The 12,942-nt window shown below is 66.0% G+C and carries 14 protein-coding genes; 7 read left to right on the top strand and 7 right to left on the bottom strand.

Annotated features, from left to right (window positions below):
- Window positions 1-86: 86 nt before the first annotated feature.
- From F1C10_RS02870 to F1C10_RS02855, 4 genes are read right to left on the bottom strand one after another with little or no spacing between them, the layout of a single operon-like run.
- Entirely contained in the window at window positions 87-566 is a 480-nt protein-coding gene (locus tag F1C10_RS02870; protein ID WP_185208633.1) for a glutathione peroxidase, read from the bottom strand.
- Complete coding sequence (locus F1C10_RS02865; protein ID WP_185208631.1) at window positions 563-1,159, bottom strand: GNAT family N-acetyltransferase; 597 nt, start codon at window positions 1,157-1,159, stop codon at window positions 563-565. The genes F1C10_RS02870 and F1C10_RS02865 overlap by 4 nt, the downstream gene beginning before the upstream one ends.
- Window positions 1,156-1,830, bottom strand: coding sequence for an ABC transporter ATP-binding protein (locus F1C10_RS02860; protein ID WP_185208630.1), 675 nt, complete (start codon window positions 1,828-1,830; stop codon window positions 1,156-1,158). The genes F1C10_RS02865 and F1C10_RS02860 overlap by 4 nt, the downstream gene beginning before the upstream one ends.
- On the bottom strand, window positions 1,823-3,073 hold the full coding sequence (locus tag F1C10_RS02855) for a lipoprotein-releasing ABC transporter permease subunit (RefSeq protein ID WP_185210033.1): 1,251 nt from the start codon (window positions 3,071-3,073) through the stop codon (window positions 1,823-1,825). Before F1C10_RS02855 ends, F1C10_RS02860 begins: the two co-directional genes overlap by 8 nt.
- A 533-nt stretch (window positions 3,074-3,606) precedes the next feature.
- On the opposite strand from F1C10_RS02855, the gene F1C10_RS02850 reads away from it, so the two are divergent.
- Complete coding sequence (locus F1C10_RS02850) at window positions 3,607-4,077, top strand: Hsp20 family protein (RefSeq protein WP_185208628.1); 471 nt, start codon at window positions 3,607-3,609, stop codon at window positions 4,075-4,077.
- Between the two features lie 336 nt (window positions 4,078-4,413).
- Here the strand turns inward: F1C10_RS02850 and F1C10_RS02845 are convergent, their stop codons facing one another.
- The 3 genes from F1C10_RS02845 to secG form a co-directional block, all read right to left on the bottom strand.
- The gene (locus tag F1C10_RS02845) at window positions 4,414-4,731 is read right to left on the bottom strand and encodes a hypothetical protein (RefSeq protein WP_185208626.1); all 318 of its coding nucleotides are present in this window, start codon (window positions 4,729-4,731) and stop codon (window positions 4,414-4,416) included.
- Window positions 4,724-6,358, bottom strand: a complete 1,635-nt coding sequence (locus F1C10_RS02840) for a CTP synthase (protein WP_085809484.1) — start codon at window positions 6,356-6,358, stop codon at window positions 4,724-4,726. Before F1C10_RS02840 ends, F1C10_RS02845 begins: the two co-directional genes overlap by 8 nt.
- Before the next feature lie 85 nt (window positions 6,359-6,443).
- Entirely contained in the window at window positions 6,444-6,833 is a 390-nt protein-coding gene (gene secG, locus F1C10_RS02835; protein WP_185208624.1) for a preprotein translocase subunit SecG, read from the bottom strand.
- 250 nt (window positions 6,834-7,083) lie between these two features.
- Here secG and F1C10_RS02830 point away from each other — a divergent pair, with 250 nt between their 5' ends.
- The 6 genes from F1C10_RS02830 to edd all read left to right on the top strand — a co-directional run bounded on the left by F1C10_RS02830 (window position 7,084) and on the right by edd (window position 12,931).
- A complete protein-coding gene (locus tag F1C10_RS02830) occupies window positions 7,084-7,404 on the top strand; it encodes a MarR family transcriptional regulator (RefSeq protein ID WP_185210032.1) in 321 nt (106 codons plus the stop codon).
- Entirely contained in the window at window positions 7,340-7,714 is a 375-nt protein-coding gene (locus F1C10_RS02825) for an SH3 domain-containing protein (RefSeq protein ID WP_258043030.1), read from the top strand. Before F1C10_RS02830 ends, F1C10_RS02825 begins: the two co-directional genes overlap by 65 nt.
- Window positions 7,714-8,625: an N-acetyl-gamma-glutamyl-phosphate reductase gene (argC, locus tag F1C10_RS02820; RefSeq protein ID WP_374939361.1), complete on the top strand. Its 912-nt coding sequence runs from the start codon at window positions 7,714-7,716 to the stop codon at window positions 8,623-8,625. Before F1C10_RS02825 ends, argC begins: the two co-directional genes overlap by 1 nt.
- Window positions 8,626-8,688: 63 nt before the next feature.
- A complete protein-coding gene (zwf, locus tag F1C10_RS02815) occupies window positions 8,689-10,152 on the top strand; it encodes a glucose-6-phosphate dehydrogenase (RefSeq protein WP_185208620.1) in 1,464 nt (487 codons plus the stop codon).
- Between the two features lie 100 nt (window positions 10,153-10,252).
- Window positions 10,253-10,960, top strand: coding sequence for a 6-phosphogluconolactonase (gene pgl, locus F1C10_RS02810; RefSeq protein WP_185208618.1), 708 nt, complete (start codon window positions 10,253-10,255; stop codon window positions 10,958-10,960).
- A 144-nt stretch (window positions 10,961-11,104) separates the two neighbouring features.
- Window positions 11,105-12,931: a phosphogluconate dehydratase gene (edd, locus tag F1C10_RS02805; RefSeq protein ID WP_185208616.1), complete on the top strand. Its 1,827-nt coding sequence runs from the start codon at window positions 11,105-11,107 to the stop codon at window positions 12,929-12,931.
- The last annotated feature ends 11 nt before the right edge of the window (window positions 12,932-12,942 follow it).

Below are 12,942 nucleotides of genomic sequence, written 5' to 3'. Positions count from 1 at the left end.
CCGGGCGCGCAAAGCCTGTGGATTAGCGCAACTTGCGCGGCCTCTCGGGCGCGTGCCGATCACACGCTTACCGAGCGGTGAGGGCGCTAGAGCAGCTTTTCGATGTCGGGCCGAATATCCTCGGGCTTGGTCGTCGGCGCATAGCGGGTGACCACCCGCCCGTTGCGATCGACCAGGAACTTGGTGAAGTTCCACTTCACCGCCTTCGATCCCATCAGCCCCGGCGCCTCGGCCTTGAGGCGTTCGAACAGCGGATCGGCCGAAGGGCCATTGACATCGATCTTGGCGAAGACGGGAAAGCTCACGTCGTAGGTCAGCGAACAGAAACTGGCGATCTCCGCCGCATCGCCCGGCTCCTGCGCGCCGAACTGATTGCACGGGAAGCCGAGCACCTCGAAGCCGCGATCGGCATAGTCGCGGTGCAGCTTCTCGAGCCCGGCGTATTGCGGGGTTAATCCGCATTTCGAGGCGGTGTTGACGATCAGCAGCACCTTGCCGCGATATTCGGCCAGTGAGGCGGCGCTGCCGTTCGCCGCCTTGACCTCAAAATCAGTGATCGCGCTCATCGCCCCGCCCCTTCATGCCGTGCCAGTAGATGCTGCAGATTCTGGCGCACCCCTGGCCATTCACCCGCGATGATCGAGTAGACGACGATATCGCGAACCCTTCCGTCCATCACCTGATGCGAGCGCAGCACGCCGTCGCGCTTTGCGCCCAACCGCTCGATCGCGCGCTGCGAGGCGCGATTGAACCAGTCGGTGCGGATCTGCACCACGTTGCAGCCGAGCACGTCGAAGGCGTGGCCGAGCAACAGCAGCTTCGCCTCGGTATTGACGCCGCTGCGCTGCACCGCAGGGGCGTAGAAGGTGCCGCCGATCTCGACCCGGCGGTGCGCCTCACTCATCCGCATGAAACGCGTAAGCCCGACGATCGCGTGATCGGGCGTCTCGACCGCGAAGGGCATTGCGCGGCCATAATCACGCTCCTTCAGCGCCGACGCCATGAAGCGATCGGGGTCTGCGAGCCCCGAGACGTTGGCGTAGAAGAGATCGGTAAGCCCCGCCGCCGCCGCGGCAAGAGCGTCGCGATCCGCCGCCTCGAGCGGACGCAGGCGGACATGACGGCCGATAAGCACGGGCGCGTCGCGCCACGCGTTCACTGCAGGACGCCCTCGTGAAGGCGCACGACTCGGTCCATCTTCGCCGCCAGCCGCTCGTTATGCGTGGCGACGAGCGCGGCGGAGCCTTCCTCGCGTACCAGCCGAAGGAATTCGCCGAGCACGCGGTCGGCGGTATTCTCGTCGAGATTGCCCGTCGGTTCGTCGGCGAGCACCAGCGCCGGGCGGTTGGCCAGTGCGCGTGCCACCGCGACGCGCTGCTGCTCGCCGCCCGACAATTGGCTCGGCCGGTGAGTTAGTCGATGTCCCAGCCCGAGCGCGGTCAGCAGCGTCGCCGCCCGTTCCTCTGCCGCCTCGCGCTCAGCCCCAAAGATGAGCTGCGGCAGCACGACATTCTCGCGCGCGTCGAAATCGGGGAGCAGGTGATGGAATTGATAGACGAACCCCAGCGAGTCGCGCCGCACCACCGTTCGCCCGTGAGCGTCGAGCTTGGCCGCCTCGGCGCCCGCGATGCGGATCGAACCGTCGAACCCGCCCTCGAGCAGGCCTACCGCCTGGAGCAACGTCGACTTGCCCGAGCCAGACGGACCGAGCAGCGCGACGATCTCTCCCGGCTGAACCGCCAACTCTACGCCGCGCAACACCGCGATCGTCTCGCCGCCCTGCGTGAAACTGCGCGATAGGCCGCGCGTCGCGAGAACCGGCTCACTCATAGCGCAGCACCTGAACGGGATCGGTGCTCGCCGCCTTGTACGCGGGATACACCGTGGCGAGCAGCGTCATCAGCGCGGTGATCAGGACGATCGCAACGATCTCTACCGGATCCGGCTTTGACGGCAGCTCGGTGAGATAGCGGATCGAGGGATCCCACAGGTTCTGCCCGGTGACGAGCTGGACGAAGTTCACCACCGCCTGGCGATAGAACAGGAAGATGGCGCCGAGCGCGAGCCCGGCGACGATGCCGAGCACGCCGATCGCGACGCCGACCGACATGAAGATCCGCATCATCGCGCCGCGCGTTGCCCCCATGGTGCGTAGGATCGCGATGTCGCGCGTCTTCGCACGGACCAGCATGATCAGCGACGAGGCGATGTTGAAGGCCGCGACGAGGATGATGATGCACAGCACCACGAACATCGCCACGCGCTCGACCGCCAGCGCCTCGAACAATTGCGCGTTCATCTGCCGCCAGTCGCTCACCACCGCGAACCGCCCGACCTTCTCCGCCAGCGGCGCCAGGATCTGGCCGACCCGATCGGCGTCAACCGTGTCGAGTTCGATCATCCCCACCGCGTCGCCGAGCAGAAGCAGCGTCTGCGCATCCTCCATCGGCATGATGACATAGGCCTTGTCGTAATCGTACACGCCGATCTCGAACACCGCGGCGACGGTGTAGTTGACGTAGCGCGGCACGGTGCCGAACGGTGTCGTCTGACCCGCAGGATTGATCAGCGTAATCTCCGATCCGACGGTGGCACCGAGTGATTCGGCCAGCCGCGAGCCGAGCGCGACGCGGTTCGATCCGGGCGTCAGCGACGCGATACTGCCGGTGATGACGTTGCGGCCGATCGCCGAATTGCCGCGGATGTCCGACACGCGCATCCCGCGCACCAGCACCGCTTCGACCCGCCCATTGTACGTCGACATCAGCGGCTGCTCGACGAGCGGCACCGCGCGCGTCACCCCCGGGGTGGCATCCGCCTGTCGTACGACGTCGCGCCAGTCGGTCAGGCGGCCGCCGATTCCCTGCACCACCGCATGGCCGTTCAGCCCGACGATCTTGTCGAACAGTTCGGCGCGGAAGCCATTCATGACGCTCATCACGATCACCAGCGCCGCGACGCCGAGCATCACCGCGCCCAGGCTAAAGCCTGCGACGAGGACGATGAAGCGTTCGCCTTGGCCGGGAAGCAGATAGCGCCGCGCGATCATTCGTTCGTAGCGCGACAGGATCATGCCGCGCGCTCTACCCACGCCGCCTTTCGCTGGCAACGGCGCTGTTGCGGAATCGTCACACGCGCGCCGCATTCGGTTTAGCTCCCGTTCATTTTGGTGGACGCGCGCCGAGGCTCAACCTAGCAATAAGTCACTGGCACACAGGCAATGGCCGTGGTTCGGGGAAAAAGCTTTCAGCTCCGCCTGTAAAGGCGTGCGGGCGGGAGCAACAAAGGGGGCTGACGAGTGATCGTCACGCAGGCGCCCGGGTCGGAAACGATCCGGGCGTTTGCTTTTATGGCCGACTGCACCGGCCACCTTATGCTTGCGATCTTCTTGCGGCGCCGCCGCTTTGTTTGCGCGCCATCAAGTGATCAACCGTGTGATGGCATCGTCGGTCCTACGAGCCTGAATGTCGGCATGCCGCGACCCTTGAAAACGGTTGTGCCGGTACCAAATCTTTCGGGCGTGGCGCCGCTATGGGCCGTGCAGACAGCAGCGGGGCCGCCGTGCACGCTGCTGCTTTTCAACTCGCTCATTGGAGGACTTGGAAGATGCGTCTAGATCTTACCCCTTATCGTCGTTCGACCATCGGCTTCGACCGTCTGTTCGACCTCATCGAAGCCAATACCCGCGCGACGAGTGAAAATTATCCGCCGTTCAACCTCGAGCGGCTCGCCGAGGATCGCTACCGCATCACGCTTGCGGTCGCCGGCTTCTCGCGTGACGAGATCGAGATCACAGCACAGCAGAATCTGCTGCTCGTCGCCGGCAAGAAGGACGACAAGGCGAATGGCCCGAATTTCCTGCACGTCGGCATCGCCACGCGCAGCTTCGAACGCCGCTTCGAGCTTGCCGACTTCGTCTTCGTCGAGGACGCGCGGCTGAATGACGGTCTGCTCGTCGTCGATCTGGTCCGCGAAGTGCCCGAGGCGATGAAGCCCAAGAGCATCTCGATAAAGACCGGGCAGAAGCCGACGGTGGTCGAGGACAAGCGCGACGCGGACACCGCCCAGGCGGCGTGACGTCGGCGCGACAGTTCGGCGCCTTTTTGCTCCCTTGAGAGGCGTCGTGGGGCGTCCGGGCCGATTGGTCCGGGCGCCTTCGTCACGCCGATCGCCGCGCGATTATAGCACTCGCCGGCGACTAGTAATCGGGTAACTCGATCGCGAGTGCCGCGACATGCATTGCCTGAACGATGCCCCGTTTTGAGCGATTGAGACCGCTTCGGCGAACGAATGGCGAACGAGGTGCAAGCGCTCGGTAGGCGCGTCCTGCGGCTCCGCGAACCTGGTGACGCGGGTCGCGAGCACCATGCGGCAGCGATTCGCCTGATTTGGCGCCAGCGTCGCGGCCTACCGCTAACTGCCACCACCATATCCCGTCATTTCAAGTAGCTCGCGCCGGCCCGCGGAGACGATGTCGGCATCCTCCGGATCGACCGCGTCGATCGGCTGCTCACATGAGACAACGCCCCAGCCGTGGCGATGTTGATTGACGAGCAGCAGGCATCCTTCATCGTCGACGCGACGACGATCACCAGTCGGAATGTTTAACGACGCGATCCGCACGCCGTCGTTCGCCACGCAATCGTCGGCGCGCACGCGCAACCAGGTATCGTCAATCACGTAGCGCGACGCCTCCACCCGCCACGGTGGCAGGTCGATGTCGTCAGACAAGCCGGCTCTGCTTCACCGCGGCACCGATGAAGCTAGCGAATAGCGGATGCGGGTCGAACGGCTTGGATTTCAGCTCGGGGTGGAATTGCACGCCGACGAACCACGGATGGTCGGGCCGCTCGACAATCTCGGGCAGCGTCCCGTCAGGTGACATGCCCGAGAACACCAGCCCGCCCTTCTCGAGCGCTTCCTTGTAGCCGGTGTTCACCTCGTAGCGGTGGCGGTGCCGCTCGAAGATCGTCGTGTCGCCGTAGATCGAACCGACGACGCTGTTCCCGTCGAGCTTCGCCTCGTACGCGCCGAGCCGCATCGTACCGCCGAGGTCGCCCTCCGCCTCGCGCTTCTCCAGCCCGTCGCGTCCCATCCACTCAGTGATCAGCCCGACGACGGGCTCGCTCGTCGGCCCGAACTCGGTCGACGACGCGTCCTTGATCCCCGCGAGGTCGCGCGCACCCTCGACGCACGCCATCTGCATGCCGAAACAGATGCCGAAATAGGGGATCTCGCGCTCGCGGGCGAAGCGGACGCTGGCGATCTTGCCCTCCGCGCCGCGCTCGCCGAAGGCGCCGGGCACGAGGATCGCGTCGCACGGCTCGAGATGCGCTGCGATCTCCGCATCGTCGTTCTCGAACAGCTCTGCGTCGATCCAGCGGATGTTGACCTTGACGCGATTGGCGATCCCGCCGTGCACCAGCGCCTCGTTGAGCGACTTGTACGCGTCCTGCAGCCCGACATACTTACCGACGACGCCGATCGTCACCTCCCCCTCGGGATTGGTCAGGCGATCGACGATCTCGGTCCAGCGCGACAGGTCGGGCGCCGACGACGGCGTGATGCCGAACGCGCGCAGCACCTCGGTATCGAGCCCCTCGCCATGATATTGCAGCGGAACGGCGTAGATGCTCTTTGCATCCAGCGCCGGGATGACGGCGGTCTCGGGCACGTTGCAGAACAGCGCGATCTTGGCGCGATCCGACGGCGGCAGCGGCTTTTCGCATCGGCAAACCAGTACGTCGGGCTGTACGCCGAGCGCGGCGAGTTCGCGCACCGAATGCTGCGTCGGCTTGGTCTTCAGCTCACCCGCCGCGGCAATATACGGCACCAGCGTGACGTGGACGCTGATCGCGTTGCCGCGGCCGACCTCGTTCTTGAGCTGGCGGATCGCCTCGATGAACGGCAGCGATTCGATATCGCCGACCGTCCCGCCGATCTCGCACAGCACGAAGTCGAGATCGTCGGTCTGATCTTTCGCGAACGCCTTGATCGCATCGGTGACGTGCGGGATAACCTGCACCGTGGCGCCGAGATAGTCACCGCGCCGCTCGCGCTGGATGATCTGCTGATAGATGCGCCCCGACGTTACATTGTCGCTCTGCCGCGCGGCAACGCCGGTGAAGCGCTCGTAATGGCCGAGGTCGAGGTCGGTCTCCGCGCCGTCGTCGGTAACGTAGACCTCGCCGTGCTGGTACGGGCTCATCGTGCCCGGATCGACGTTCAGATAGGGATCGAACTTGCGGATCCGCACGCGATAGCCACGCGCCTGCAACAGGGCGGCAAGGCTTGCCGCCATCAGACCTTTGCCGAGCGAGGAGACCACGCCGCCGGTGATGAAAATGAACCGCGCCATGGGGATATCGGACTACTCTTTATCAGGCATGGGGAACAAGCGCCTGCGCACGCGCAGGCGCCGCGAAACCGGCGAAGCGGTACGATCAGTTGGCGAGCGGCACGCCGTTGTCGGCCGGCGTAGACGCGTTCGCTGCGGCCCGCGCGGCCTCGTCCTGCGCACCCGCAAAGGGCGCGCCATCGGCTTTAGGCGCAGGCGCCGGTGCGGTAACGGGAACCGTCCGCTCGAGCGAGGTATCGACGCTGGTCCCGCCGCGAGTCGCGGCGAGCACCGCCAGGCCGATCGACAGCAACACGAACGCGCTTGCCAGGACCGCCGTCGCGCGCGTCAGCAAATCGGCCGCGCCGCGCGCCGACATCAGTCCCGACGGGCTACCACCGGTGGTAAGCCCGCCCCCCTCCGATCGCTGCATCAGGATCACCGTCACGAGGGCGGCGGCGATGATCGCCTGAAGGACGAGGAGGAAGGTGAACATGCAAGTCTCGATCGTTGGCCGGCCGCCCGAAGCGGATGCGCGCACATAGGGCGAGCCCCCCGCGCGATCAACTGCCGCCGTCGTCCGACCGGTCGTACGTCCGGAAAACGAGTAGCCTGCCGAATTCGTCACGGGGCTGAAACCAGTGGCGCAGGAGGACGTTAACTCTCGCGAACGGCTGGACCATCCGGTCCCCGAACCCGGAAGATGTACCGTGGCGAGCTTCATGAATACAGAGCTGAGCTCATGGATGAAGACGTTGGTCGATTACGTTCGCTCGGGCGAGCCTGATCTGACCAATCGGCAGATGGCGCTGTTGCTCGTCGTCTACCTCAAACCCGGCCCGCACACGGTACGCGGCCTTGCCCGTATTCTCAATGTCTCGAAACCCGTCGTCACTCGCGCCTTGAACAGGCTCGGCGCGCTCGGCTATCTGCGGCGCCAGCGTGACGACAGCGACAAGCGTAATATCTTCGTCGCACGCACATCCGAAGGGGCAGATTTTCTTGAGGAGTTCGGTCAGTTCATCGGCGAGGGAGAAGAGCCCCCTCAGCGCCGCGCCAGCGCGTAGGTCGTTCGCGCTTACCGGACGCTCGCGCGCATTCGATCCGACGCGCGAGGCAATCCGCCCCGACATCGCTGACGTCCGACTCGCCGAGAAAGTCTTTGCGCCGCATTATGCCGAAGCCATTCCCCTTCCACTCGTCAAAGAAGCGGCACTTCGCGCGGAGCGTAAACCGGACGGCGGCGTCCTCGTCGTATTGCACGCGGGCGACGTGTTCGAGCTGCTCGACGTGACGGGAGCGATCGCATGGGGCGTCGCGCCGGCGAGCGGCTTTGTCGGCTATCTCGACGCAGAAGCGCTCGGCCAGCCGGCATGATGCGCGTCTTCATCGACGGAGCAGTCGGAACCACGGGTCTCGAGATCGCCGAGCGACTCTCGGGACGCGACGACCTGACACTGGTCACGCTGCCCGATGATCGTCGCAAGGACGCCGACGCGCGCCGCGCCGCGCTCAACGACGCCGATATGGTGATCCTCTGCTTGCCCGACGATGCGGCGCGCGAGGCGGTGGCGCTGATCGACAATCCTGCAACAAGCGTGATCGATGCGTCGAGCGCGCATCGCGTCGCCGACGGGTGGACCTACGGCTTTCCCGAACTCGGCTTCGACATCGCGAATGCAAAGCGCGTGTCGAACCCTGGCTGCTATCCTACCGGCTTCCTTGCGCTCGTTGCGCCGCTTGTCCGTGCCGGGCTCGTGCCCGCGGATTGGCCGCTCAGCGTCAACGCGGTCTCGGGCTATTCGGGCGGAGGTAAGGCGCTGATCGCTCGCTTCGCGGCGGAACCCGAGCTCGCCTATCGCGGCTATGGCTTCTCGCTCGCGCATAAGCACGTGTCGGAGATGCAGCGCCACGCGGGGCTCGCGCATCCGCCGCTCTTCGCCCCCAATGTCACGCGCGCGTTCCGCGGCATGATCGTCGAAGTGCCGCTGCCGCTCGCCGCCCTCCCCGTTCCGCCGTCGCGCGGCGCAATGCTCGGCGCGCTACACGCCGCCTTCGATGCCGCGCCGCTCATCACCGTGCACGACGATCAGCCCGACGAGCTGCTGCTGGTCGAACATGCCGCGCCCAACGACCGGCTCGACCTGTGGGTCTTCGCCGACGCCGGAAACACGCAGGCTCGCCTGGTCGCGATGCTCGACAATCTCGGCAAGGGCGCGGCCGGCGCGGCGGTGCAGAATCTGAACCTGATGATCGGCGCCGATCCGATGACCGGGCTGGTGGTCTGACCCCCGCTGCCCATGGCGGCCGGCCAACCGAACGACGCTGATCGAACGACCCAAGGAGCTGTCATGCAACGCGATCCGGTAGCCAAGCTTCTGTTGTTCGGCGCGACAGGCGATCTGGCGAAGCGCATGCTACTGCCGTCGCTGTACGGCCTCGACGCCGACAATCTGCTGCCCGAGGCGCTGACGATCACCGGCACGGCACGCTCGGACCACGACGACGAGAGCTACCGCAAGTTCGCGCGCGACGCGCTCGACGAATTCCTGCCGGACGACCGCAAGGACAAGGGCAAGATCGCGTCGTTCCTCAAGCGACTGCATTACCAGCCGCTCGATGCGACCGATCTCGATCACTACGATCAGTTGGCGGCGAAGGTCGGCGACGTCTCCGGCGGGCTGGCGATCTTCCTTTCGACCGCGCCGTCGCTGTTCGAACAGGTGATCCACGGTCTCGCCAATGCGGGGCTCGCCGGTGAGACGGTGCGGATCGGGCTGGAGAAGCCGCTTGGCTACGATCTCGCGTCGAGCCGCGAGATCAACGACACCGTCGCCACCGCCTTTCCGGAAGAGCGCACCTTCCGTATCGACCACTATCTCGGCAAGGAGACGGTGCAAAACATCCTCGCGCTGCGCTTCGGCAATTCCTTCTTCGAGCCGGTGTGGAACGCGCAGGGCATCGACAACGTCCAAATCACCATCAGCGAGACGGTCGGGCTGGAGGATCGCGCGAGCTACTACGACGGCGCCGGCGCGCTGCGCGACATGGTGGCGAACCACATGCTCCAGCTCGTCGCACTGATCGCGATGGAGCCGCCCGCGCGCTACGACGTCACCGAAATTCGCGACGAGAAGGCGAAGGTGTTCCGCTCGCTGCGTCAGCTGAAGCCGGAGGAAGTGCCCGGCAGTACCGTCATCGGCCAGTATCTCGGCGGTGCGGTGAAGGGCGAGATCGTCAAGGGCTATGACGAGGAGCTCGGCAAGGATTCGCACACCGAGACGTTCGTCGCGATCAAGGCGCATCTCGACAATTGGCGCTGGCAGGGCGTGCCCTTCTATCTGCGCACCGGCAAGCGCATGCCGACGAGGCGCAGCGAGATTGCGATCCAGTTCAAGCCGGTCCCGCACTCGATGTTCTCGGGCCGCGGCGGTCTGCTGCAGCCCAACATGCTCGTCATCCGCCTGCAGCCCGAGGAATATATCCAGCTGCTGGTGATGGCAAAGGAGCCGGGGCTCGACCGCGACGGCATCCGCCTGCGCGAGGTGCCACTCAACCTCAGCCTTGATGCCGAATTCGCCGGCACGCGCCGCCGTATCGCCTACGAACGTCTGCTGCTCGACCTGATCGAGGGCGACCAGACCCTGTTCGTCCGTCGCGACGAGGTGGAAGCGCAGTGGACCTGGATCGACGCGATCCGCGAAGGCTGGAAGGCGAACGACATGAAGCCGAAGCACTATAGTGCCGGCACCTGGGGCCCGGCCGCATCGATCGCGCTCACAGAGCGCGACGGCGTCAGTTGGCAGGACGATTGAGCCAGCGAACCTTCGCTGCGATCGGCCGTTTCCAGCGTTGAGGTCCAAATGTGCACGCGCTTCGCAGCGCATGATCGACAGATTTTTTGAAAGCAGAATGATGAGCGACGAGATCGAATGGTGGGAATATGACGACGCGGCCGAGATGGCGGCGGCCGTCGCGGGTGACGTGCAGTTCATCATCGAGAGCGCGATCGAGGCGCGCGGTGCCGCGGTAGTCGCGCTCGCCGGCGGGAAGACGCCGGTACCGATCTATCAGAAGCTCGCCGCCGCCAAGCTCGACTGGAAGCGCGTCACGATCGTGCCGACTGACGAGCGGATCGTGGCGCTGGGCGATCCGCTCAGCAACGTGACGATGATCGGCAAGACGTTCATTCCGAAGGGCGCACGCGTCATGCCGATCGTCCCCTCCGCGACCGCCGACTACAAGGCGGCGGGCCGGTCGGCCGATGCGCTGATGCAGGACCTGCACTGGCCGCTCGATCTCTGTCTGCTCGGCGTCGGCGGCGACGGCCATACCGCATCGATCTTCCCCGGGCCTGACTTCGAGGAAGCGCTGAACGGCCCGCGCGAGCGCCGCGCGCTCGGGGTGATACCCGATCCGCTGCCGCAGGAGGCACCGGTGCCGCGCGTGTCGCTGTCGCGCGCTGGGATCATTTCGGCGAAGGCGCTGATGATCGCGGTTACCGGCGCCGCCAAGCGCAAGGTGATCGAGGATGCGATCAAGCAGGGCACAGGCTCGCGCTATCCGATTGGCCGCGTGCTGGCCGATGCCGAGCTGCCGGTCGACATCCACTGGGCGGAGTGACGCGCTGGTAGGGTTAGGCCGGCGCATACGTATTCGATTTGCGTCGACGGGCGTGCTCGGGCTGAGGTCGCGGTCGCTCGTCGCTGATACGGGCACCAGTTGGCATGATCCGGCGTTCGAGCGGGGTGAACGGGAAAGGGAACGATGAACCCCGTCGTCAGTGCAGTTACCGATCGGATCGTCGAGCGCTCACGGCAAAGCCGGGCGCGCTATCTCGATCTCCTCACTCGCGAGCGCGACCAGTGGATCGGCCGCCCAATGCTCGGCTGCGCCAACCTTGCCCACGCCTATGCCGGGACGGAAGAGGACCGCCCGGCAATGAAGGCCGGTCAGGCGATGAACATCGGCATCGTCACCGCCTACAACGACATGCTCTCGGCGCACGCGGTCTATTATCGCTACCCGGAGCAGATGAAGGTCTGGGCGCGCGAAGTCGGCGCGACGGCACAGGTCGCGGGCGGCGTACCGGCGATGTGCGACGGCGTGACGCAGGGTTATGCCGGGATGGAGCTGTCGCTGTTCAGCCGCGACACGATCGCGCTGTCCACCGCGATCGCGCTCAGCCATGGCACGTTCGAAGGCGCCTTGCTGCTCGGCATCTGCGACAAGATCGTTCCCGGCCTGCTGATGGGGGCGCTGCGCTTCGGCCACCTGCCGATGCTGCTGGTGCCGGGTGGTCCGATGCCGTCGGGTCTGTCGAACAAGGCCAAGGCGACGGTGCGCGAGCGCTACGCCAGCGGCGAGGCAGATCGCGCGGAACTGCTCGACAGCGAGATCGCCGCCTATCACACGCAGGGCACCTGCACCTTCTTCGGAACCGCCAACACCAATCAGATGATGATGGAGGTGATGGGGCTGCACATCCCCGGTGCCGCTTTCGTCAATCCGGGCACCAAGCTGCGCCAGGCGCTGACCCGCGCCGCAGTGCATCGCCTCGCCGAGCTCGGCTGGCGCGGATCGGACTATCGCCCGATCGGCCATTGCGTCGACGAGCGCGCGATCGTCAACGCCGCGGTGGGGCTGCTCGCCACCGGCGGCTCGACGAATCACCTGCTACACCTCCCCGCAATCGCGCGCGCCGCCGGCGTCGTAATTGACTGGGAGGACATGGACCGGCTGTCGAGCGCGGTGCCGCTGATCGCCCGCGTCTATCCCAACGGCGCGGCGGACGTGAACGGCTTCGAAGCGGCGGGCGGCATGGCGTTCGTGATCCGCGAATTGCTGGCGAGCGGCCATTTGCACGGCGATATTCTGACGGCCGGCAGCGGCACGCTCGCCGACGCCGCCTCCAAGCCGATGCTGGAAGGCGACACCCTCGCTTGGCGCGACCCCGGCCCGAGCGGCGACCCTACGATCCTGCGCACCCCGGCCGATCCATTCTCCCCCGATGGCGGAATGCGGATCCTAGCCGGCAACATCGGCCGCGCCTGCATCAAGGTATCGGCAGTGGAGCGCGATCGCTGGATCGTCGAAGCGCCTGCCGCCGTGTTCGCCGATCAGACAGAAGTGCTGGCGGCGTTCCAGCGCGGCGAACTCGATCGCGACGTCGTCGTCGTCGTCCGCTTCCAGGGTCCGCGCGCCAACGGCATGCCCGAACTGCACAAGCTCACGCCGCCGCTCGGCGTGCTGCAGAACAGGGGGTTCCGCGTTGCCTTGGTTACCGATGGGCGGATGTCGGGAGCCTCGGGGAAGGTACCGGCGGCGATCCACGTCTCGCCCGAAGCGTTGCCCGGTGCCGACGGCGTCGGCGGCGCAATCGGTCTGATCCGCGACGGCGATATAATCCGTGTCGATGCAGTCGCTGGCACGCTCGATGCGCTGGTCGGCGCCGACGAATGGGCGGCCCGGCTGCCAGCCTCCGCTCCGGCGGCAGCCGACGGGTTCGGGCGCGAGCTGTTCGGCCTGTTCCGCGGCCAGGCAGATGAGGCCGAACGCGGGGCGTCCGCTATCCTTGCCGGCGCCGGGCTCTAGATCGATGAAGG

Origin of the sequence: Sphingomonas sp. NBWT7, from assembly GCF_014217605.1 — a bacterium.
Taxonomy (GTDB): Bacteria; Pseudomonadota; Alphaproteobacteria; order Sphingomonadales; family Sphingomonadaceae; genus Sphingomonas.
Note: the sequence above shows the minus strand (reverse complement) of the source record. Positions and strands in the feature narration are given on the sequence as shown.

What these genes read in the sequence shown, in the direction of transcription:
- F1C10_RS02870 (WP_185208633.1), bottom strand. Translation starts at nt 566, where the DNA reads ATGAGCGCGATCACTGATTTTGAGGTCAAGGCGGCGAACGGCAGCGCC.
- F1C10_RS02860 (WP_185208630.1), bottom strand. Translation starts at nt 1,830, where the DNA reads ATGAGTGAGCCGGTTCTCGCGACGCGCGGCCTATCGCGCAGTTTCACG.
- F1C10_RS02855 (WP_185210033.1), bottom strand. Translation starts at nt 3,073, where the DNA reads ATGATCCTGTCGCGCTACGAACGAATGATCGCGCGGCGCTATCTGCTT.
- F1C10_RS02850 (WP_185208628.1), top strand. Translation starts at nt 3,607, where the DNA reads ATGCGTCTAGATCTTACCCCTTATCGTCGTTCGACCATCGGCTTCGAC.
- F1C10_RS02840 (WP_085809484.1), bottom strand. Translation starts at nt 6,358, where the DNA reads ATGGCGCGGTTCATTTTCATCACCGGCGGCGTGGTCTCCTCGCTCGGC.
- secG (WP_185208624.1), bottom strand. Translation starts at nt 6,833, where the DNA reads ATGTTCACCTTCCTCCTCGTCCTTCAGGCGATCATCGCCGCCGCCCTC.
- F1C10_RS02830 (WP_185210032.1), top strand. Translation starts at nt 7,084, where the DNA reads ATGAAGACGTTGGTCGATTACGTTCGCTCGGGCGAGCCTGATCTGACC.
- argC (WP_374939361.1), top strand. Translation starts at nt 7,714, where the DNA reads ATGCGCGTCTTCATCGACGGAGCAGTCGGAACCACGGGTCTCGAGATC.
- zwf (WP_185208620.1), top strand. Translation starts at nt 8,689, where the DNA reads ATGCAACGCGATCCGGTAGCCAAGCTTCTGTTGTTCGGCGCGACAGGC.
- pgl (WP_185208618.1), top strand. Translation starts at nt 10,253, where the DNA reads ATGAGCGACGAGATCGAATGGTGGGAATATGACGACGCGGCCGAGATG.
- edd (WP_185208616.1), top strand. Translation starts at nt 11,105, where the DNA reads ATGAACCCCGTCGTCAGTGCAGTTACCGATCGGATCGTCGAGCGCTCA.